The 19,762-nt window shown below is 51.9% G+C and carries 18 protein-coding genes and 1 tRNA gene; 8 read left to right on the plus strand and 11 right to left on the minus strand.

Annotation, left to right across the window (positions count from 1 at the left end; all coding sequences use genetic code 11):
• Nucleotides 1-9: 9 nt before the first annotated feature.
• The 3 genes from Q0796_RS02905 (at nt 10) to ttcA (ending at nt 2,890) form a co-directional block, all read left to right on the plus strand.
• On the plus strand, nt 10-792 hold the full coding sequence (locus Q0796_RS02905) for an FNR family transcription factor (protein WP_298440121.1): 783 nt from the start codon (nt 10-12) through the stop codon (nt 790-792).
• A gap of 113 nt (nt 793-905) precedes the next feature.
• Nucleotides 906-1,835 (plus strand): universal stress protein UspE, encoded by a 930-nt coding sequence (uspE, locus tag Q0796_RS02910; protein WP_298440123.1) that lies wholly within the window; start codon nt 906-908, stop codon nt 1,833-1,835.
• A 116-nt stretch (nt 1,836-1,951) separates the two neighbouring features.
• The gene (ttcA, locus tag Q0796_RS02915) at nt 1,952-2,890 is read left to right on the plus strand and encodes a tRNA 2-thiocytidine(32) synthetase TtcA (RefSeq protein ID WP_298440377.1); all 939 of its coding nucleotides are present in this window, start codon (nt 1,952-1,954) and stop codon (nt 2,888-2,890) included.
• A 77-nt stretch (nt 2,891-2,967) separates the two neighbouring features.
• On the opposite strand, the gene Q0796_RS02920 is transcribed toward ttcA, so the two are convergent.
• Both Q0796_RS02920 and Q0796_RS02925 read right to left on the minus strand, forming a co-directional pair.
• The gene (locus tag Q0796_RS02920) at nt 2,968-3,741 is read right to left on the minus strand and encodes a glucosaminidase domain-containing protein (protein ID WP_298440125.1); all 774 of its coding nucleotides are present in this window, start codon (nt 3,739-3,741) and stop codon (nt 2,968-2,970) included.
• 21 nt (nt 3,742-3,762) lie between these two features.
• Nucleotides 3,763-4,413 (minus strand): hypothetical protein, encoded by a 651-nt coding sequence (locus Q0796_RS02925; protein WP_298440127.1) that lies wholly within the window; start codon nt 4,411-4,413, stop codon nt 3,763-3,765.
• Nucleotides 4,414-4,819: 406 nt separating this feature from the next.
• Between Q0796_RS02925 and potA the strand changes: the two genes are divergently transcribed.
• Genes potA through Q0796_RS02945 form a run of 4 tightly spaced genes read left to right on the plus strand, consistent with a single transcriptional unit; the run spans nt 4,820 to nt 8,620 of the window.
• Complete coding sequence (gene potA, locus Q0796_RS02930; protein ID WP_298440129.1) at nt 4,820-5,926, plus strand: spermidine/putrescine ABC transporter ATP-binding protein PotA; 1,107 nt, start codon at nt 4,820-4,822, stop codon at nt 5,924-5,926.
• Nucleotides 5,916-6,761 (plus strand): spermidine/putrescine ABC transporter permease PotB, encoded by an 846-nt coding sequence (potB, locus tag Q0796_RS02935; protein WP_298440131.1) that lies wholly within the window; start codon nt 5,916-5,918, stop codon nt 6,759-6,761. Before potA ends, potB begins: the two co-directional genes overlap by 11 nt.
• 2 nt (nt 6,762-6,763) lie before the next feature.
• Nucleotides 6,764-7,540 (plus strand): spermidine/putrescine ABC transporter permease PotC, encoded by a 777-nt coding sequence (gene potC, locus Q0796_RS02940; RefSeq protein WP_363322300.1) that lies wholly within the window; start codon nt 6,764-6,766, stop codon nt 7,538-7,540.
• A 39-nt stretch (nt 7,541-7,579) separates the two neighbouring features.
• On the plus strand, nt 7,580-8,620 hold the full coding sequence (locus Q0796_RS02945) for an extracellular solute-binding protein (RefSeq protein ID WP_298440133.1): 1,041 nt from the start codon (nt 7,580-7,582) through the stop codon (nt 8,618-8,620).
• 67 nt (nt 8,621-8,687) lie between these two features.
• Here the strand turns inward: Q0796_RS02945 and Q0796_RS02950 are convergent, their stop codons facing one another.
• The 9 genes from Q0796_RS02950 to pssA form a co-directional block, all read right to left on the minus strand.
• Nucleotides 8,688-9,008, minus strand: coding sequence for a MarR family transcriptional regulator (locus Q0796_RS02950; protein WP_298440135.1), 321 nt, complete (start codon nt 9,006-9,008; stop codon nt 8,688-8,690).
• A gap of 205 nt (nt 9,009-9,213) precedes the next feature.
• Nucleotides 9,214-9,287 (minus strand) — tRNA-Cys (locus Q0796_RS02955).
• 155 nt (nt 9,288-9,442) lie between these two features.
• Nucleotides 9,443-9,775: an Hpt domain-containing protein gene (locus Q0796_RS02960; RefSeq protein ID WP_298440137.1), complete on the minus strand. Its 333-nt coding sequence runs from the start codon at nt 9,773-9,775 to the stop codon at nt 9,443-9,445.
• A gap of 118 nt (nt 9,776-9,893) precedes the next feature.
• Nucleotides 9,894-11,084, minus strand: a complete 1,191-nt coding sequence (locus tag Q0796_RS02965; protein WP_298440139.1) for an amino acid aminotransferase — start codon at nt 11,082-11,084, stop codon at nt 9,894-9,896.
• A 70-nt stretch (nt 11,085-11,154) separates the two neighbouring features.
• The gene (locus tag Q0796_RS02970; RefSeq protein WP_298440141.1) at nt 11,155-12,210 is read right to left on the minus strand and encodes a lipocalin-like domain-containing protein; all 1,056 of its coding nucleotides are present in this window, start codon (nt 12,208-12,210) and stop codon (nt 11,155-11,157) included.
• Nucleotides 12,207-14,543, minus strand: a complete 2,337-nt coding sequence (locus tag Q0796_RS02975; protein ID WP_298440143.1) for an ABC transporter permease — start codon at nt 14,541-14,543, stop codon at nt 12,207-12,209. Before Q0796_RS02975 ends, Q0796_RS02970 begins: the two co-directional genes overlap by 4 nt.
• Nucleotides 14,536-15,210 carry an ATP-binding cassette domain-containing protein gene (locus Q0796_RS02980; protein WP_298440145.1) on the minus strand — a complete coding sequence of 225 codons (675 nt, stop codon included), beginning with the start codon at nt 15,208-15,210 and terminating at the stop codon, nt 14,536-14,538. Before Q0796_RS02980 ends, Q0796_RS02975 begins: the two co-directional genes overlap by 8 nt.
• A 21-nt stretch (nt 15,211-15,231) precedes the next feature.
• Nucleotides 15,232-16,431, minus strand: coding sequence for a methyltransferase (locus tag Q0796_RS02985; protein ID WP_298440147.1), 1,200 nt, complete (start codon nt 16,429-16,431; stop codon nt 15,232-15,234).
• Nucleotides 16,432-16,491: 60 nt separating this feature from the next.
• Complete coding sequence (gene pssA, locus Q0796_RS02990) at nt 16,492-17,844, minus strand: CDP-diacylglycerol--serine O-phosphatidyltransferase (protein ID WP_298440149.1); 1,353 nt, start codon at nt 17,842-17,844, stop codon at nt 16,492-16,494.
• Between the two features lie 422 nt (nt 17,845-18,266).
• Between pssA and dacB the strand changes: the two genes are divergently transcribed.
• Nucleotides 18,267-19,670: a D-alanyl-D-alanine carboxypeptidase/D-alanyl-D-alanine-endopeptidase gene (gene dacB, locus Q0796_RS02995; protein WP_298440151.1), complete on the plus strand. Its 1,404-nt coding sequence runs from the start codon at nt 18,267-18,269 to the stop codon at nt 19,668-19,670.
• Nucleotides 19,671-19,762: the final 92 nt, after the last annotated feature.

A 19,762-nucleotide genomic window follows, 5' to 3' on the forward strand; every position in this document is an offset into this window, starting at 1 on the left:
TAAGTCAGGATGACGTTTGAGCAATCAGGCAGCGGAGAGATCCACTGCAACAAATCGCACGGAGAGCGTAAGCTCGGTTTGGGTAATGAGATCCATTGCCATAACTGCAGCATGAAAACCCTGTGCATCCCCTTCTCTTTATCCCTTACGGATTTAGACAAACTCGACGATATCATTGAGCGTAAACGGCCGATCCATAAAGGCGATCTGCTGTTTCAGTCTGGCGAGCCATTAAAATCGCTGTACGCCATTCGCTCTGGTTCAATCAAGTCGTACACCATTACCGAATCCGGTGAAGAACAGATCACCGCGTTTCATCTGGCCGGCGATGTGGTGGGCTTTGATGGGATCCATCAAAGCAAGCATCAAAGTTTTGCCCAAGCGTTAGAAACGGCCATGGTGTGTGAGATCCCATACGACCATCTTGATGCCCTCTCTGCTCAATCACCGGCGCTGCGGCAGCAGATGATGCGCTTGATGAGCAACGAGATTGTCAGCGATCAAGAAATGATCTTGCTGTTGTCGAAGAAAAACGCCGAACAACGCTTGGCGGCGTTTCTGACGAACTTAGCGTCTCGCTTTGGCAGTCGCGGCTTCTCGAGCCGAGAATACCGCCTAACCATGACCCGTGGCGACATCGGCAATTACTTGGGCTTAACGGTCGAAACCATCAGTCGTTTATTAGGCCGATTCCAAAAGGCCAACTTGATTGAAGTGAAAGGAAAATACATCAATATCCACAATGTTGATGCGTTAACTGAAATTGCCGGCGTGAACCGCAGCTCGTGCTAAACGAAGCCAATTCAATTTCCATTCATTAACGACAGTAATGCTGATCTAGAACAAGATAAATCGCTCATTTCATGCCAACATCAAGGTAAATAACGCTTGATGAGGAAACTGAAATGAGCGATTACCCCCATATCCTTGTTGTAATTGACCCCAGCCGCGACACCCAACCCGCGCTCAAGCGTGCCGAGTTAATGGCACAAACATGCCAAAGCCATTTAACTCTGTTTATGAGCATCTTCGACTTCTCCTACGAGATGACCTCGATGCTGTCTGCTGAAGACAGAGAAACCCTCCGCAATGGCATTGTGGAACAGCGCCAACGCTGGCTTGAACAATTGGCCCTGCCCCTGCGTGAAGCTGGGCTGAATGTACAAACCAAACTCTCTTGGCACAATCGTCCCTTCGAGAGCATCATCGAGCATGCGCAAGAAGCCAACTGCAACCTGATCCTCAAAAGCACTCATCTGCACGACAAACTCAAGTCGGTGATCTTTACCCCCACCGATTGGTCGCTGATGCGTAAAGCGCCGATGCCAGTGCTGTTAGTTAAAGAGCACGAATGGCCAGACGATGGGGTGATCTTGGTCGCCGTAAACGTGGCTGCCGAAGACAATGAGCACCGCTTGCTGAACGATAAGCTGATTAAGCGCGCCCAAGTGTTGGCCGAGCTCATTAAGGGCCAGGTGCATTTGGTTAACGCCTACCCTGGCACACCGGTGAACATCGCCATCGAGTTGCCGGATTTTGATGCCCACGCTTACAACAAAACATTGCAAGAGCACCACCAACGCCGCATTCACGAAATGGCCGCCGAGCACGGCATCAACGCCGAGCATTGCCATGTACTTGAAGGGATGCCCGAAGATGTGATCCCAGATCTCGCCCAAGCGATGGATGCGGAATTGGTTGTGATTGGCACCATTGGCCGCTCTGGGCTTTCCGCTGCGTTGATCGGCAATACCGCCGAACACGTTATCGATCAGCTCAATTGCGATCTGCTGACCGAGAAACCCGACAGCTTTGTGAGCCCAGTGAACCGCTGATCCAAGCCTCACCAGCAGAAACATGAAAAAGGCCCGCCCAGTAATGGCGCGGGTCTTTACCCGTGGCGCTCATGCTGTAAAATGCCCGCCCTGATCATTACCGAACAAGAGGGTTGCTGGTGGAAGAGCTCAGCCAAACACAGAAATTACGCCATAACAAACTGCAGAGACGACTTCGTCGTGAGATGGGCAGCGCCATCGAAGACTACAACATGATCGAAGACGGCGATGTGGTGATGGTGTGCTTGTCTGGCGGCAAAGACAGCTACACCATGCTCGACATCTTGCAGAACCTGCAGCAGCGTGCCCCAATCAGTTTTAAACTGGTGGCGGTTAATCTGGATCAAAAACAGCCAGGCTTCCCAGAAGAGATCCTGCCGAACTACCTAAAAAGTACCGGCGTGACTTACCATATTCTGGAAAAAGACACCTACTCCATCGTTAAAGATAAAATCCCAGAGGGGAAAACCACCTGCTCTTTGTGCTCGCGTTTACGCCGTGGCACCCTCTATGGTTTTGCTCAAAAAATTGGCGCCACCAAGATTGCGCTGGGCCATCACCGTGACGACATCGTTGAGACCATGTTCTTGAATATGTTCTTCGCGGGTAAAATGAAAGCGATGCCACCAAAGCTGCTGTCGGACGATGGCGCTAACGTGGTGATCCGCCCAATGGCCTACAGCCGCGAGCAAGACATTGCCGAATACGCCGAACTCAAACAGTTCCCGATCATTCCGTGCAACCTGTGTGGCAGCCAAGAGAACCTAAAACGTAAGCAGGTAAAAGAGATGCTGGTGGATTGGGACAAACAATTCCCAGGCCGGATTGAAACCATCTTTACGGCGATGCAAAACACCGCCCCATCGCAAATGGTCGATCGGGAGCAGTTTGATTTTGTGAGTTTAAAACAAGATCCGAACGCCAAGTTTGAAGGCCAAGTGGCCGAAGCCGATCTGCCCGCCTTTGATTTCCTTGATATTGAAAACAGCGGCAACATCAATCTGGATCGCAAACGCGAACAAGGCATTGATGTGGTGCAAGTGTTTCAGCCGTAAACACCATTAGGTTGTTACCACCATAAAAACGCCCGCATTTGCGGGCGTTTTTTGTCTCGGTCGATGGCCGCTTTTACTTACAGCAAGCGTTCGTTGTGCTTCAGCATCTGCAGCAGCTCATCAACGTATTCGTTTTTCCGCTCGGAATAAGCGGTTAACGATGGGATCAGATCCGCGGCGGTTACCGGTTGATCGGCCTGACGCAGCCAATTACGAACCTCGCGCAGCTCTTTATAGGCAGCATTGGTGTTGAGGTTATGCAGATAGGAGGCGATTGACGCATCGGTATCGGTGAAACGCGCCACTTCGTGATTCAAGCCGGAACTGCGGGCGTTAGGCACCAAACCGCACCCTTGGCTGAAGCACCATTGGCCGAAGTAGTTGTTGCCTTCAATCGCAAAGCGGCTGCTGCCCCAACCAGATTCATTGGCGGCCTGCACCAACACCATATCAACGGGCACCACATCCACTCGAGCTAACAACAGCGTGAGCGCGGCTGCATCAATGCTGCGCAGTTGCACCTTGTATTGGGTTGCCAGCTCGGTTAGCTCGTCTCGATCGGCATTCGATAAACTGCGCTTTTGCTGCAATTTGCGCTGCAGTTGCAGCAAAAATTCACGCTTCTCGGCGATCTGAGCATTCTGCTGCTCTACTTTGGGGCGTAAATAAGAGAAGAACTGATCTTTTTTGGCGGCAACGTCCACCATGGCGGCAAAATCTGGCGCGTCACTGCGAGCGGGATTTTTCTTTAACGGTAAGCTATCCAGCCCCAGTTTCTGCGTTGGAATTTGGCTGGCGATAATCACCAAGCCAAAGGCAACGGCAGATAACGCCAGGGTAATGCGTTTCATGCGTCCGGTTTTCATTTTGTTTTAGGCCTCAAAACTGCTCGATTTATCCTGAGAAGGGCTTGCTTCTGCGGCAGGGGTATCGCTGCCATTGGGCTTATAGTTCGGGAACAGCTGGTTAAACAGCAGCCCTTTACCATAAAAGTACATTGGGATGGTTAAGATCAAGCCTAAGCCAAATGGTACGGCAGACACGACAATGAGCGATCCCATCACCACATGGAACACCATAATCAGCAGCAGATTTTGGTGTACCACCAGTGCCGATTCCCACATCGCTTTAAGCGGTGAGCCACGGCGGAATAGATAATATAAATTGGCAAAGCTTAATACGGCCATCAAATACAACCCCGGCAGCAAAAACAGCGACAAGCCGAGATTCGCCAACATACTGGAAGAGATCGCAATCACAATCAGTGGGGTGGCAATAGCCCAGGGGCCAAACAACTGGCCCAACGTAGTGGGTAGCTGATTCACTTTACGCCAGCCCATGTAAGCCAATCCGGCCTCAAAGGGGGCAGCGATGATCAGTATCACCAGTTGCAACGGGAACGACGCATCGTTAATCGCTTGCTCTGAGTTTGGATCCACCCCCCAGTACTCAACAATCAGTTGATACCCCAGCAGTGCCACACCAAACAGAATGGCCAGCACTAAGGTTGCGGCCCCCAGCATAGGTTGAATGCTGCTGCGTGCCAGCAAGAAAGATTGTTTTAACGTATCCGCGAGTAGGTCGAGTTTGAACATTAAGTCAGTAACTACAGTAGTAAGCAAAGCCCTAGTATACCCGCCAACACTAACAGACAAAAAGCCCAACACAATGAGGCAACTGCCAGAACTGCGTTGTGCTTCAGCGAAACCAACCGGCCAGCGCGAAAAATCGTCAAACCAAGCTAAAATAAAGTTGTTGTCAACATCTTAACAACGCCAATCTTACAAACTGCGAATGGTTGCTCAAAGACACAGCATTTTGCCATATTAAAGGTAAAAAACACTTTGGGACTTAACCACATGCGCGTAATATCCGAGCTCCTTTTTTTAGCCATAGCTGAGGCGGCAATTGCGCCGCGTGATAGATTTGATGAGCAACGACACTCCTTCAACGGTTCTCCGTTTGCACGGCGCTGATAAAGCGTATCGAGACAAATCCATTCTTCGCAATTTCGAATTGACCATCTACGATGGCGAATTCGTCACACTTCTTGGCCCTTCAGGCTGCGGCAAAACAACGGTACTGCGGATCCTCGCTGGGTTAGAAAACCTTGATGCGGGCACCATTTACTTAGGTAATGACGACATTACCAAATTGCCTGCAGAGCAACGCCACATCAACACCGTGTTTCAAAGCTACGCGTTGTTTCCGCACATGTCGGTGTTCGATAACATCGCCTTCGGCCTGCGTACTAAGAAAGTCGCCGAAGCCGAGATTGCCAGCCGGGTGCAACAAGTGCTGAACATTGTGCAGCTGCAAGAATACGCCCAGCGGATGCCAGCAGAACTTTCTGGTGGCCAGCAGCAGCGAGTTGCTATCGCTCGGGCGGTGGTGAATAAGCCGCGGCTATTGCTGCTGGATGAAAGCCTAAGCGCACTGGACTACAAACTGCGTAAACAGATGCAAAATGAGCTAAAGCGGCTGCAACGCCAGCTTGGCATCACCTTTGTGTTTGTTACCCACGACCAAGAAGAAGCCCTCTCGATGTCTGATCGCATCGTGGTGATGAACGAAGGCGTGATCCAGCAGCAAGGCAGCCCACGAGAGATCTACGAAAGCCCAGCCAATCTGTTTGTGGCCAAGTTTATTGGCGAGTCCAACATCTTTGCCGCTACCGTCATCGCCGATCCCACTGGCAATCAGTACCAAGTACGCATCGAACAGCGCCAGTTTACCGTTCACAGTGATCTTGAATTAAGCGTGGGTCAACAGGTGCACGTACTGCTGCGCCCTGAAGATATGCGTTTGGTGGAAGTGAAAGACGGCGAGCAGCAACAAGGGTTACACGGCAAAGTGTTAGAGCGTAACTACAAAGGCATGACGTTGGACTCGGTGATTGAACTCGACAGCGGCAAGCAGCTGCAGATCTCTGAGTTCTTTGATGAAGATGACCCCGATTTTGACCACAGTTTAGGTCAGCAAGTGGCCATTACTTGGGTACCAAGCTGGGAAGTGGTATTGCCCTATGAAGGCTAACGATAAGTTCAAGTGGGTAAGCCTTGGCTTATTAACCACTTGGCTCGTGCTGTTCGTGCTGTTTCCCAATCTGATGGTGTTGGTGGCATCGTTCCTAACCCACGATTTGAAAGAGTTAGTGCGGCCCGAGTTCAGCCTGGATAGCTACGCTAAACTAATTGATCCGCTGTACGCTAAAGTGCTTGGCCACTCAATCTATTTAGCTGGGATCACCACCTTGCTGTGTTTGCTTGTTGGCTACCCTGCGGCGTGGCTGATCAACACCTGTTCGAAACAGGTGCAAGGCTTACTGCTGTTCTTGATTGTGGTGCCCTTTTGGACCAACTCATTGATCCGCACTTACGCGATGAAAGTGATTTTGGGTAATCGTGGCATCATCAATAAGGCACTCATGGAGCTGGGGATCATCGATAGCCCGATCCGGATGATGTACACCGAAACCGCGGTGATCATTGCGTTGGTGTACATTTTGCTGCCGTTTATGATTTTGCCGTTGTTCAGCGCCATCGAAAAGTTGCCAACCAGTTACTTAGAAGCGGCACGAGATCTGGGGTCCAGCAAGGTGAACACCTTCCGCACCGTGGTATGGCCCCTCACCTTACCAGGGGTGATCTCGGGCTGCTTATTGGTGTTTTTGCCGGCACTGGGCATGTTCTACATTGCCGATCTGCTTGGCGGTGCCGGTAATTTGCTTATTGGTAACGTGATCCGAGATCAGATCCTAGTGGCGCGCAATTGGCCATTTGGCGCGGCGCTTAGCGTCAGCTTGATTGCCATTATGGCCGTGCTGTTATGGGCGTATTACCGCGCCGTTCGTGGTGTGAAGGAAGCCTGAACATGATGAAAAACATCGCTAAGTGGGGCTTCTTGTCACTGCTGTTCTTCTATCTGTATCTGCCAATTGTGGTGTTGGTGGCCAACTCCTTCAACAGCACCAAAAGTGGCATTCGTTGGGGTGAGTTCACCACCAAGTGGTACAGTTCAATGTGGCACAACAGCAGCCTGATGGACGCGGCCATGAATTCGTTATTGGTTGCCGTTGTCGCCGCCACCGCCGCCACCATTATCGGTACCTTGGCTGCCGTTGCCCTGCACCGCTACCGCTTTCGCGGCAAGGCCGCACTGAACGGTATGTTATTTGTGGTGATGGCCTCACCAGACATCGTAATGGCCGTCTCGCTGCTGGCGCTGTTTGTGGCCCTAGGGATCAGTCTTGGTTTTTGGTCGTTACTGATCGCCCACATCACCTTTTGTCTGCCGTTTGTGGTGGTCAGCGTTTACAGTCGCCTTTCTGGTTTTGATCCTTTCTTGATTGAAGCCGCCCGCGATCTCGGCGCCAGCCAGTGGCGTATATTTTCAAAAATCTTGGTGCCGATGGCCTTTCCTGCCGTCGCGGCCGGTTGGTTGCTAAGCTTCACCTTGTCGCTGGATGATGTGATCATTAGTTCGTTTGTCACCGGACCAAGTTTTGAAATTTTGCCGTTGAAAGTGTTTTCAATGGTGAAAGTGGGCGTTAAGCCTGCGGTAAATGCGCTTGCTGCGCTGATGTTGGTGTTATCGCTGGTTATGGTCGCGATCTCACAATTTCTGTTAAAACAAAAACACAGCGCCTAAGCACCCGTTAAGCGCTGCATAAAATACAAGGGTAATTTGATGAACCACTTAAAATCTCTGTTGATGGCTGCAGTACTGGCTTCTACTGCCTTTGCGGCCGCCGCCAAAGACGACGTACTGTATTTCTACAACTGGTCTGAATACATTCCGGAAGGCTTGCTGCAAGAGTTTGAGCAAGAGACCGGCATCAAGGTGATCTACACCACCTACGATTCAAACGAGATGATGTTCTCCAAAGTCGACCAACTGGGCGGCAAAGGCTACGACATTGTGGTGCCTAGCACCTATTACGTGAAAAAAATGGCCGATGCTGGCTTATTGCAGCCGATCGATAAGTCGCAGCTGAGCAACTTCAAACACCTCGACCAAGCCATGCTGGATAAAGCCTACGATCCGGCGAACACCTATTCCGTGCCCTACATCTGGGGCGCGACCGGCATTGGCATTCACACTGACGACATCGATCCGGCCAGCATTACCTCTTGGCAAGATCTGTGGGATCCGAAGTGGCAGGGTCAACTGATGCTGATGAATGATCCACGGGAAGTGTTCCATATGGCGCTGCGGATTCTGGGTTACTCCAGCAACAGCACCGATCCTCAGCAGATTAAAGAAGCCTACGAGCTGCTGCGTAAGCTGATGCCAAATGCACTGACCTTTAACTCAGACAACCCAGGCAGCCCTTACGTGGCCGGTGATGTGTCGTTAGGAATGATCTGGAACGGCTCTACCTACGAAGCGCAAAAGGAAGATCCCGCCATCAGCATGATCTACCCAGCCGAAGGCGCCATTTTTTGGATGGATAACTTAGCCATTCCAGCCGGTGCTGAAAACGTAGCAGCCGCCCATAAGATGCTGAACTTCCTGCTGCGCCCTGAAGTGGCTGCACGGGTAAGCGCTGAAATTGGCTACCCTACCCCAAACAAATCAGCCAAAGCACTGATGGACCCAGATTTTGCCGGTAACCCACTGGTGTTCCCACCGGCCGAAGTGATTGAAGCTGGTGAGTTCCAATCCGACGTTGGCGACGCCATCCAGCTTTACTCTGATTACTGGGATAAGCTGCGCGCTGGCATGTAAGCCTTCACGCTTTAAAAAGGGAGCCATAAGGCTCCCTTTTTTGTCACTCGATTTCGACCTGACAACCTCAAATCATCGCCTGTTGCAGCGCAAGTTTAAACGCTTGCCCTTTCTCCGTCAGAAATGCCCGGCGCACTCGGTAATCCTTCGGATCATGGCGTAACTCAACCAAATGATACCCAACCCGTTTGGGATCAACCTTATCAGCCAACAAACGCAAAGCACGGCTTGCGGTGGCTTTGGTTAACCCTGTCGCCTTCATCAGTTCGCTAGAGGAGATCCCTTCGTTGCGACAGACCATCACAAAGGCCCATAACTGATTGATGTTTAAATCTAAGTCAAACTGCTTAGCCGTGGTGGCAAGTTTCTCTACGCGTAACAGTTCCATTGTGTCATCCCATCGGTTTAACCACGCGTAAAACCAAAACTCGCGCGTGATAGCGACCATTGTAATTTTGACGCAGCCTGACCAATGACGATGAGATCACAGATCTCTTTCCACCAGCGGCTGCAGCAGAGCTAACTGAAAAGAGTTTGATTTGCATCAAAAACAAAAAAGGCTCAAACCGAAGTTTGAGCCTTTCTCGATAATGTGGAGGCGCGTCCCGGAGTCGAACCGAGGTCCACGGATTTGCAATCCGCTGCATAGCCACTCTGCCAACGCGCCAAATTTCATGTCGCAATAGGCTGCGACCTGTTGCCTAAACAACGGAGCGCATTAAACCAGACTCACTGCTAAGCCGCAATATGAAATCGGCATCGAAACATGGGAAGTATGACTAAGCTCATGTTTTAAAATGTGATTGCTGAAATCATCAACACTTAAAGGGCGAACTCCGTACGATACACCGACAGCGTTTGTGTCATGGTCTCTAGGCATTGCTGTTTAAGCTGCTCAGTGTCCGCCGGCTCAATCCCCTTGGCCGCATACTCTAACTGCATACTAACGTGCTGCAATGCCAGCGCCCCAAAAGTCGCCGCAGAGCCTTTCACCTTATGGGCTACCCCAGCCAGCTCGGTATGTTCGCAACCCGTTAACTCTGCGTGGCTGGCTTCGAGTTCTTCAACGAAAATCTGCAACAACATCGGCAGCATATCTTCACCGGCATCGGCGCCCATCTGCGCCACTTTGTTTTGATCCAATATCTCCGTCACGATGATCCCTCCTTGAATCCATAGCTGGCCTAAGTGTTGTTGAGCTACGCCACCTTTGCCAGTCAAAAAGGCAATAAAAAGGGAGCCATAAGGCTCCCTATTGCCCGCAACAAACCGATTAAGACACCGCTTTAATCGCCGCGATCAGATGCGGCAGATTGTCGTTGGTGATCCCCGCCACGTTGATGCGGCCAGAGCCAACGATGTAGATGGCGAACTCTTGTTTCAGTCGCGCTACTTGTTCTGGGGTTAAACCAGAGAAGCTGAACATGCCATTTTGCTGCTCAATAAAGCTGAAATCGCCTTCCACGCCAGACTGCTGTAACTGCTCCACTAAAGCGGTACGCATCAGCTTGATGCGTTCACGCATCTGGGCCAGTTCTTGTAACCACAAAGCGCGCAGCTGCTCGTCCGCCAAAACCGTGGCAACCACTTCAGCGCCGTGGCTTGGTGGGTTGGAGTAGTTAGCGCGGATCACTCGCTTGATTTGCGACAATGCGCGCTCAGCGGCATCAGTATCAACGGCAACAACGGTGACGGCGCCGATGCGCTCGTTGTATAAGCCAAAGTTTTTAGAAAACGAATTGGCGATGATCAGCTCACCCAACTGTTCGGCAAAACAGCGCAGACCGGCGGCGTCTTCATCAACACCGGTGGCGAAGCCCTGATAAGCGAAGTCGAACAACGGCAACCAACCGTTGCTCTTGGCGCTGGCGGCCAACTGCTGCCATTGCTCCAAGGTAGGATCGATGCCGCTTGGGTTGTGACAGCACGCGTGCAGTACCACTACGTCATTGGGCCCAAGAGCATCCAAATCGGCCAGCATGCCAGCAAAGTCGAGTCCTTTGGTTTCAGCGTTGTAATAGCGGTATTGATCGGTGTTTAATCCAGCCGTGTTGAAAATCTGCTTGTGGTTCGCCCAGCTTGGGTTCGAGATCCACACGGTTTTCTCGCCAAGGTTGGCTTTGATGAAATCGGCGGCGATGCGTAACGCACCGGTACCGCCCGGCGCCTGTGCAGCACGCACGCGGTCATCGCGAAGTACGGTATGTTCCGCACCAAACAGCAGTCCTTTGATCTGCTGACGGTAAGCGATGTGGCCATCGATCCCCAAATAGCTCTTGGTTTTCTGGCGTTCGAGGATCAGCGCTTCGGCTTGCTTAACGCACTTAAGGATCGGGGTTTGCCCTAAGTCATCCTTATAGACACCAACACCCAGGTTGATTTTGCCGTCGCGGCTGTCTGCTTTAAAGGATTCATTAAGACCGAGGATAGGATCGGCTGGGGCTAGTTTTATCTTCTCAAACATGGCTCTACAACTTCTGTGGGAATTCGCGATCGCTACTTTACCATCGCTATATTGCCAACGTTAATCAAAATTACTGCCCCCGTCCGGTCATTTCAATAAAGCCATAACCGTTGTGGCTTCCGCTTACGGTAGCTGGCCCTTCCCAGTAGGTTGTGGTCAGTCGATTAAGCTGATCTTGACTGCGACTGATAACGGTAAGGTCAAGCTGCTTTGATGGCACCATCACCTGCCACGACACAGGGTAACTGCCGTCATCGATTTGTACGGTTTGAAGTGGGCGCAGCTGAAATTGATCCGCATCGAGATGCTGGCTGTCGCCGTCGGCACTCATCCAGGTGGCTTCGCAATTACTTGGGTTGGAGCCACTGCCGCGCAAACAGAACAACATCAGGTTGTTGCCATCATCCAGATTAAGCGCCAGCCAATCCCAGCCGCTAAAACGCTGATCCAGCAACGCTGAAGACCACTCTCGATCAAGCCAAGCGGTGCCGGTGACCGCTAAGCGTTGGCCGGCGACAGTTAACGCCCCTGACAGCTGTAACCGGGGCAAGGTGTAGTAGTAAGACGCGAGACTGCCATCGCCGCTTTTATCGCTATAGCCATTATCGCCATGCAAAATGAGTGGTGAATCCGTTAGCAGCAGATCAAAGGCAACGATTTCATTGCCCGCCTGTAACGACAGTGGCTGATAGGACTCGCCAACACTGGCAAGACGCCAATCATCGAGCCAGGCGGCAAATGGCTGCGACTCTACTCCCGCTTGGCCCGCACCGCGACCGAACCGCTCCCACGCTTGGTGCTTACCTTGGTGTTCCCACATTAGGTGCGCCATATACCACTGGCCTTGCCACCAAGGGCCTTGTTCGCCTTGAGGGCCACGAAAACGAAACAGGGTGTATTGCAGCCCATGATGTTCACCGTTTTCGTCCGTTAGGTTCGCTGTGAGATACCACCATTCCAGGCCGTAATCGTTGTGCGGGCCGTGATCGAGGGGAAAGCTTATTGGGTAACCCGGCACCACTTTGGTGCCCTCCTCCATGGCGTTATGATTGCTTGGGGGGGACTGGTAGCCAACCAGCACTAACACCGAAATTAGCACCACCGCGAAAAACAACACCCGAATCATACTCGCTCTCCCGTGGCGTGACTGCTAGAGCGAGTTGGCATCAATGCGAGTGCTAACGACAGCCCCATTACGACTCCTATCCACAGCCACCATTGTCCTGCTAATGGGTAGATTGGCATGCTCCAACCGAAGGTCAGCGGATTAACCCGCGCCAACAGTTGCCAACCAAGCACCATTCCTAGCAGCGATGAAAAAGTTAACACAATAGAGAGGAGCAGCGTCAGTTGGCCGATCCGAGCAGCAAACAACTGCCGCGGTGTCATCCCCATGGTGGCCAGCAGCGCATTGGTTGGTGCCCATATCCGCCGCTGTGCCATTAGGCTGGCGAGCCAAGAGATCAACGCCACCGCCAGCGTTAACCACGCTAACGCATCGGTGATGGCGAAAGTACGGTTAAACATACTGCGAGCGGTTTTTAACAGATCTTGCTGCCAATGGATCGCCGCCGCAGGAATACCTAACGCTTCAAGTTGCAGCGCCAACGGCTGGCTATAACCCATCTGCGCCGTTTTAAACCCCAACCCAAGCAGCGGCAGTTGCGGCATCACGCTTTCAGCAAAACTTCTCTCTAGGGTGATCTCCCAACTTGGATTGCCATAGTCGTAGTAGATCCCGGCAATGTCGCAGGTAATGGTGGCCGCTCCGCTGTGCACTGTAATGGACTCCCCCAGGCCTAATTGCCGTTGCAACGCCATGGGCTCGTTGATTAGGCACTGGCCATCGCTGGCGGCTTGCCACCAATCAGTGCTGGCGTCCTTAAAGTGGAAGGTGTCGGTTGGCACCATTTGGGAATACACCACTTTAATGGCAGTGGTGCGCCCTGCGCTCTCGCCTCGGCGTTGACTCAAGGTTTTTAGGTCGGTCAGTTGTTCCACTTGATTAAGCAACGGCTGCCATTGCGTCAGCTGTTGCGATGGCCCACGAATGTAAGCCACCGCAAACAAGCGTTGGTTCAGGTGTTGCTCTAACGCGATGGCGAAAGAACCGGTCAGGATCCGAGTGGCGATGGCAGTGGCAAGCGCCAGCGAAATAGCGATAAGTGCCATGGTCAAACTGCCACGACTTTGACGCAGATCCGCTAAGCCCCAACTTACCGTAACCGGCGCATTGGGCCATGCGCGCTGCAATCGTTTCACCACGCCATTAAGCAGCGTTGGGATCAGTAACATGGCCAGCAATAGCGTTAATGCCGATAACAGCAGCGCTTGCAATTGACTGCTGGCATTAACCGTAAGCCACACCACCAGCGCCAACAGTGGCACTAACACCATAAATCGATACGGATAGAACCGTTGCCACGGGGTGATGGTACCCAGTAGCAGCAACGACAGCGTGAGTAACATCAAGCCACAGCAGTAAGCCCCATAAAGCCAGTGCCATTGGATCTCAAATACCGATTCGGATTGGTATAAGGAAGTTAGCGTTAATTCAACTCCGGGACTGAGCCACTGCGCTAAGGTCACCCCCAACAGGCTACCGGTGATCCCGGCGAAGGCGCTCAGCAGCACTAACTCTAATGCGGTGATCTGAACCAGCTGGTTTTTGGTGATCCCCAGTTGCAGCAAGATCTGATAACGGTAGCGGCGGTGCCCAACCAAACTGGCAAGCGCGTGATAGGCCAGTAATATGCCCACCAAAAAGCTTAATATCGCCAGCGCAGTGAGGTTCATACTGAAGGCGGCCAACAGCGGCTGTTGCTGTTGTTGTTGCTGATCTTGCGGTTGCAGTTGCCAATCGCTTTCCAGCTGATTTTGGAGCCATTGCTGTTGGCTGCTGCTAAGAGACGCGATCTCCAGATATGAGACCTTATCACCGCTACCCAATAGCCTTGCCGCTGGGGCAATGTCCATCCACAACCAACTGCCTAGCCCTGCCACGATTTTTAGCGCCGGTATCGATTGCTGATCGGTGGTTGTGCCTAACTGTTGCGGTTGCCAGCCCAGTCGCTGTGCGGTTTGCTCGGTTGCGAGTGTGTGCCACTGGTTGTCGCCATTAACGCTGGGAAGAGATCGCCCCCTGACGGGCAACCAGTCACCATTGGCGTGTTGTAAGCGGCCAATTAATACTGGCTCGGCGGCGATGCCTTGCAAGCGTAGCTTGAGCCAAAACGCGTGCGGAATATGATAGCCAGGATTAAGAGAATGCACTCGATAGGCGGCGACCTTGCTACCGTTGCCTTCCGCTTCGCTAAAACTGCTGGTGGCGGCGCGATTGAGTACCTCCACGCCACTAAGCAGCCCCGCCGCAAGCACCAAGCCTAATAACAACCAAGTATAAAGCAAGGCGTGATGGCGCCACTCTCCCAACCATAAACGCCACCACAGCTTATTCATGGATGCTGTCCAGTGGCTGCAATTGGCCATTGCGCAAAAACCAGCGCTGTTCAAAGTTTTGGGCCAGTCCTTGACTGTGAGTCACCATCAGCAATGTCGCCCCCTGAGCCTGGGTCAGCTCTCGCAGCATCGTGGCAACGATCTGTGAGTTGCCTTCATCCAGGTTGCCGGTGGGTTCATCGGCCAGCACCAGCTGCGGCTGGTGGATCAACGCCCGGGCGATGGCAACACGTTGTTGTTCACCCCCAGACAGCTGCTGCGGGTAGCGATCTAACAACTTAGCGATGCCCAGATCGGCAGTGAGCGATTGGAATAGCTCGGGATCGCCAGTTAAACCCGCTAGCTTGTAGGTCAGTAGGATGTTGTCACGAACCGTTAAGGTCGACAGAAGTTGGCAATCTTGAAACACCACCCCCTGTTTCCGTCGATGCAGAGCGCGCTCGGTCTCAGACAGAGCCGATAACTCAGTATCACGGATCCAGATCTTGCCCTGCTGCAATGGGATCAGAGCGCCTATCAAGCGCAGCAGCGTGGTTTTGCCGGCACCGGAATCCCCAAGCAAGGCAATTTGACTGCCTTGTTTAAACTCGTGATTAAGGCCATCAAAGATAAGCCGTTGTTTGTCGCCATCGTTGCGGCTGAAGGTGAGCCGTTCAAGTCTAATCATAATTAGACTTTACGACACGAATCAGCCATTTGGATCAGCGTAACGTCGTTCAGCAAAGATTAAGATATTTCGCGGGGTCAAATGGGCTGGGCAGAATCGAAAGATATCAACCCGATAGCCGTTTTCAGTTAAATATAAACCGCGATCCAAAACCAAATAAGCTTCGATTGCGGGTCGAAACAGTTGTCTGGCCAAGTCCAATCGACGCTGCCTTTGCCAACCGTGCTCACCAATCTGCTCTGCCTGTACAAGCAACTCATCGCTAACGGCATCAGCTACCGCCAATTGTGGTAGCGCCCAATGGATAAACCCAGCAAAGCCACTACTAAGCACCTGTTTACCGAACGACGGCAGACGCTTGTCGCTGTGGCCAAGCTGCGCCAATAACCACTGCAATCCCAATCGATAACTGACTTCAGTACCACGTAGGCGTTTTACCCGCTGCGGTGCCGTTGCGGTTTGCAGCACAGCGAGCCGAAGCTGATCCCGCGTTAACTGCAGATCAAACTGCTTTGCTGTAGCTGACAGGGGCTGATAGCAACTGTTGTTGGTTAAATGGTAACAGCAAGGGCTGATCGCGAGCTGTTCGGTGCCTTTGCGAACACCAAGCTGCAACAAGGATACGTGCAGATCGCCACAAGCGTGTAATGCCACCGCCCGCTGCTCGGATTCAACATGACTCCCCGCCGCCGTAGTCAGTGCATCTTGGCAAACAAACTGTTGTTGATGGCCACTGCGCTGGGCTAATTCTGCTCCGGCATCACACAAGCTTTGATCGTATTCCAAGCTGGTGATCTGGCACGCTTGCTGGCTGGCAAACATTCGCCCCAAATGCCCCTTGCCCGCGCACCACTCAAGTAACTTGCCACTATAGGGTGGGAGCGCCGCGACAAAGTGACTGATCTGCTCTAATTTCCGTCCAGGGATGTGAGCAAACTGGCGAGCTCGAATCGGGGTCGCCAAACTGTGCTGGCGCAAGTCGAAATCAGCAAGCGGTGATAACGATTTTAGCTCTGGGATCAGCTTGGCTGCATCATTAAGCAGCTGCTGTTGGGCGCCATCATATCGCTCAACCTGTTGCTCAGTTAACCCTAACAACCACTGGCCTAACGGTGGATGCTGTTGCAGCCAACTTGGTTGGGGATTGAAGTAGGTTGATTCAATCCAGATCCCGCGATAGCGCTGTAGCAGTTGATAAAGGGCTGTTAGGCGTTGCTGCACACCGCGCTCCTATGCAAAACAAAAAGGCAGCTTACGCTGCCTTTGTTAAAATGTACTTGATCAGAGGATCCGTTTAAGCAGCAGATCCGCTTTTACCCGCCGGATCCGTTGCAACAATTTCGCCACCTTCGGCGGGTAATTGGTGCTTTTCTCAATTTCGCTAAAGTGAGCAACCCGTACGGTGTTGTTCATGATGCAGTCCCGTTCGCTATTGAACTGAGCAGACATCGCCCCTTGGCGATCGTGCATCAACAAGCCATTTTCCAGATCCAGAGCCCAAGCTCGTGGATTCAGGTTGTTGCCGGTAAGCAGATACATACTGTCGTCAATCTGCATCCCTTTCAGGTGGTAACTGTGATCATCACAGCTCCATAACTGCAAATTAAGCTTATTGCCGTCGATGAATTTTTGGTAGCGATGGGCAAAACGTTTCAGGTTTTGCTCATACAGGTAAGGCAAGGCCGACACGGCAGAAAAGGGCTGATCCGGCGGGGTGAAGAAGTCATTTGCGGTCTTATCCCCCACCACAATCGTCACCTCTACGCCGCGCTTCAACAGCTTTCCAATCGCTGAAACCAGTGGGGCTGGCAAATTGAAATAAGGCGTACAGATAAAGACTTTGCGCTCGGCACTGCGCAACAGCTTAACGATGGTTTGATTAAGCTGGTTGCTGTGGCGGCCAAGGCCAAGAAGCGGGTACACCACTACGCCGTCGTCAGTTGGCTGAGTATCCAACTGATAATGTGTGCGTGATAATTTGAATTTCAGTTTACGGATATCTCGGCGTAACGCTTTCGCCGTGGGAATTGGGGTATGCAGCAGCGATACCACCGCATCGTGACCAATCAGATCCTCTGCCATAAACTGCACCATTGAATTGGCCAGTTCAGGGTTGTGGATCACATGGTAACGATCATAACGATAGCGATCGTTCCAGCCGAGGTAAACATCGTTAATGCTGGCACCGCTATATACCACCGCGTCATCAATCACAAAGCCTTTCAGGTGTAACACCCCAGACCATTCACGGCTTTTTACCGGTACCCCATGAATGCCAATTTCAACTGGGGCAAACTTTTCCGCCCAGTCGCGGTAAAACTGATCGTTACCAACCTGAGGGCCTTTACCAATTAAACCACGTTGGGCGCGATGGAAATCCACCAACACCTGCACGTCTAACTGTGGCTGACGCTGTTTGGCTTGGTACAACTCGGTCAAGATGGCACGGCCAGCTTCATCGTCTTGCAGATAAAGTGCCGCAATATAGATGCGTTTAGTGGCAGATTGGATCAGCTCAATAAGGCGTTGGCGATACTCCGCCGTCGCTGTGATCACTTCGATGTTGCCCGCAGGCACGGTTACGCCGCTAATGCGATCTAACCATTGTTGAATTGATTGGGTTGCCAGTTGCATACGTTTTCTATGATTCCCGTTAACCAGAGGTCGCTGGGATGACTCCGTCCACTACATTATTTGCATCGATTAACTGCATAAAATATCAGCACTGATATTAAGTTAATTGCAAAATGCTGTTATATAGCGCGCTAGTAAAACAGACGGATGGCGTGGGGGCAAGCACCAAATTGCCACAGACTGTGGCACGATTAGGCAACTGAGGAGCGCACCAAGCAGAACGTGATTGGCATCACGCCAAATACCACTTGGTGACAACGTGGCTGAAACAATGAGGAGTTTTAGGCAAATTGCACCGCAATAGCAGACAGTACAATAATCGATGTCATAATGGCGACGGTTGCCAGCAGCGCATAACGAAGATCTTGATTCATTGAGATTATCTCCTGATGGTTGGCGATCACATTCAGTATGGTTGATTAATGAACGGACACACAACTTTGGTGCACAAGCTAAAACACTTTGCGATTGCCGCAACCCTAGCGATTTATAGCACTGGCAGCTGGGGTAACTATGGGGATTTTGCCACCCTGCTCCCCCAAGGCAGCGAAATGGGCTTTATTTTACGTGCGGCAGACGGCAGTGTCTTAGCCGAGCACAATGCCGACAAGCTGATGTTGCCAGCTTCGACCTTGAAGTTACTGACGGCCACCGCCGCGTGGTTGGAACTTGGCCCCGAGTTTCGTTATTACACCCGCTTGTACGTTGGTGAAGTCAGCCACGGCGTTGCCGAAGGGGATTTGGTTATCCAGATGAGTGGCGATCCCACCTTTACCCGCGCCGATCTATACCGTTTACTGCAACAGGTGAAACAGGTCGGTATTCATACCATTAAAGGCCGGCTGATTTTTGATGACCAACTATTTAGCGGTTACGACCGAGCGCGTGGCTGGCCATGGGATGATTTAGGGGTATGTTTTGCCGCGCCAACATCGGCGGTGATGCTCGACAGTAATTGCGTTCGGGTTGCGCTAGAGCCCCACGCTGAAGCCGTCACCGTTAAGAAAGCCAGTCACATTCCTTTGGTGATCCGCTCTGAGATTCGAAACTTACCAATGGGGCCGCTGTGCCCACTTGAGCTGTATGTGGAAAAGCAGGTTTATAAGCTCAGTGGTTGTACCGATAAAAAAACCACTCTGGCGTTGGCGCTCGATCAGCCCAAACACTACGTTAGCGCGGTAATTAAACAGCAACTAGCAGAGCTCAACATCGCCCTGCTGGAGCGCGGTGACCAAGATCAGGTGATCACCAGCCAAGTTGCGCAGCACCACTCGGTGACATTACCGAAACTGCTCCAGCGGGTACTCAGCCGTTCCGACAACCTCATTAGCGACAGTTTACTGCGTACCATGGGGGCGAAAACTTACCAGATCGGCAGCTTTCAAGCCGGTATACGAGCCTTAGAAGAAACCTTATCTAAGCAACTGCCATTGGATTTGGGCAGCAGTGATCTTTACGATGGTTCCGGTTTATCCCGTTACAACTTGATCAGCCCACGCACCTTATCCGCGCTGCTTAACCTCTGGCAACAAGATGAACGCTTGCAACCGCTAATGGCGATGCTGCCTGTTGCAGGCCAAAGTGGCACTTTGCGTTATCGCGCAGGTACGGCGCAGTTAGGTGGCAAACTTCGTGCAAAAACTGGAAGTTTTCAGCAAGTTGCTAACATTGCCGGCTTTATTGATACCGCAGACAAAGACAACTTGGTGGTGGTGCAATTCATTAACGGCATCAACGGTAACCGTGAACAAACTAAGCAGCAGATCACCGAGTTTGAGCAGGCTTTGTTTCAGTGTATTCACTTTCGCTGCTTCCAAAATAACTAGCTAACAAGCCAGCCTTCGCACGGTTCGTCGGGCTGCCATAGATCAGTTTGCAACATTGTTATTGGTAATTATTCCCCTTGGCCTAGCTCAAT

This window comes from uncultured Ferrimonas sp., assembly GCF_947489035.1.
GTDB lineage: Bacteria > Pseudomonadota > Gammaproteobacteria > Enterobacterales > Shewanellaceae > Ferrimonas.

Excerpts from the sequence above, each read along its gene's own strand:
- Q0796_RS02905 (WP_298440121.1), top strand. The coding sequence starts at position 10 with ATGACGTTTGAGCAATCAGGCAGCGGAGAGATCCACTGCAACAAATCG.
- uspE (WP_298440123.1), top strand. The coding sequence starts at position 906 with ATGAGCGATTACCCCCATATCCTTGTTGTAATTGACCCCAGCCGCGAC.
- Q0796_RS02920 (WP_298440125.1), bottom strand. The coding sequence starts at position 3,741 with ATGAAACGCATTACCCTGGCGTTATCTGCCGTTGCCTTTGGCTTGGTG.
- Q0796_RS02925 (WP_298440127.1), bottom strand. The coding sequence starts at position 4,413 with ATGCTGGGGGCCGCAACCTTAGTGCTGGCCATTCTGTTTGGTGTGGCA.
- potA (WP_298440129.1), top strand. The coding sequence starts at position 4,820 with ATGAGCAACGACACTCCTTCAACGGTTCTCCGTTTGCACGGCGCTGAT.
- potB (WP_298440131.1), top strand. The coding sequence starts at position 5,916 with ATGAAGGCTAACGATAAGTTCAAGTGGGTAAGCCTTGGCTTATTAACC.
- potC (WP_363322300.1), top strand. The coding sequence starts at position 6,764 with ATGATGAAAAACATCGCTAAGTGGGGCTTCTTGTCACTGCTGTTCTTC.
- Q0796_RS02945 (WP_298440133.1), top strand. The coding sequence starts at position 7,580 with ATGAACCACTTAAAATCTCTGTTGATGGCTGCAGTACTGGCTTCTACT.
- Q0796_RS02950 (WP_298440135.1), bottom strand. The coding sequence starts at position 9,008 with ATGGAACTGTTACGCGTAGAGAAACTTGCCACCACGGCTAAGCAGTTT.
- Q0796_RS02965 (WP_298440139.1), bottom strand. The coding sequence starts at position 11,084 with ATGTTTGAGAAGATAAAACTAGCCCCAGCCGATCCTATCCTCGGTCTT.
- Q0796_RS02970 (WP_298440141.1), bottom strand. The coding sequence starts at position 12,210 with ATGATTCGGGTGTTGTTTTTCGCGGTGGTGCTAATTTCGGTGTTAGTG.
- Q0796_RS02975 (WP_298440143.1), bottom strand. The coding sequence starts at position 14,543 with ATGAATAAGCTGTGGTGGCGTTTATGGTTGGGAGAGTGGCGCCATCAC.
- Q0796_RS02980 (WP_298440145.1), bottom strand. The coding sequence starts at position 15,210 with ATGATTAGACTTGAACGGCTCACCTTCAGCCGCAACGATGGCGACAAA.
- pssA (WP_298440149.1), bottom strand. The coding sequence starts at position 17,844 with ATGCAACTGGCAACCCAATCAATTCAACAATGGTTAGATCGCATTAGC.
- dacB (WP_298440151.1), top strand. The coding sequence starts at position 18,267 with ATGAACGGACACACAACTTTGGTGCACAAGCTAAAACACTTTGCGATT.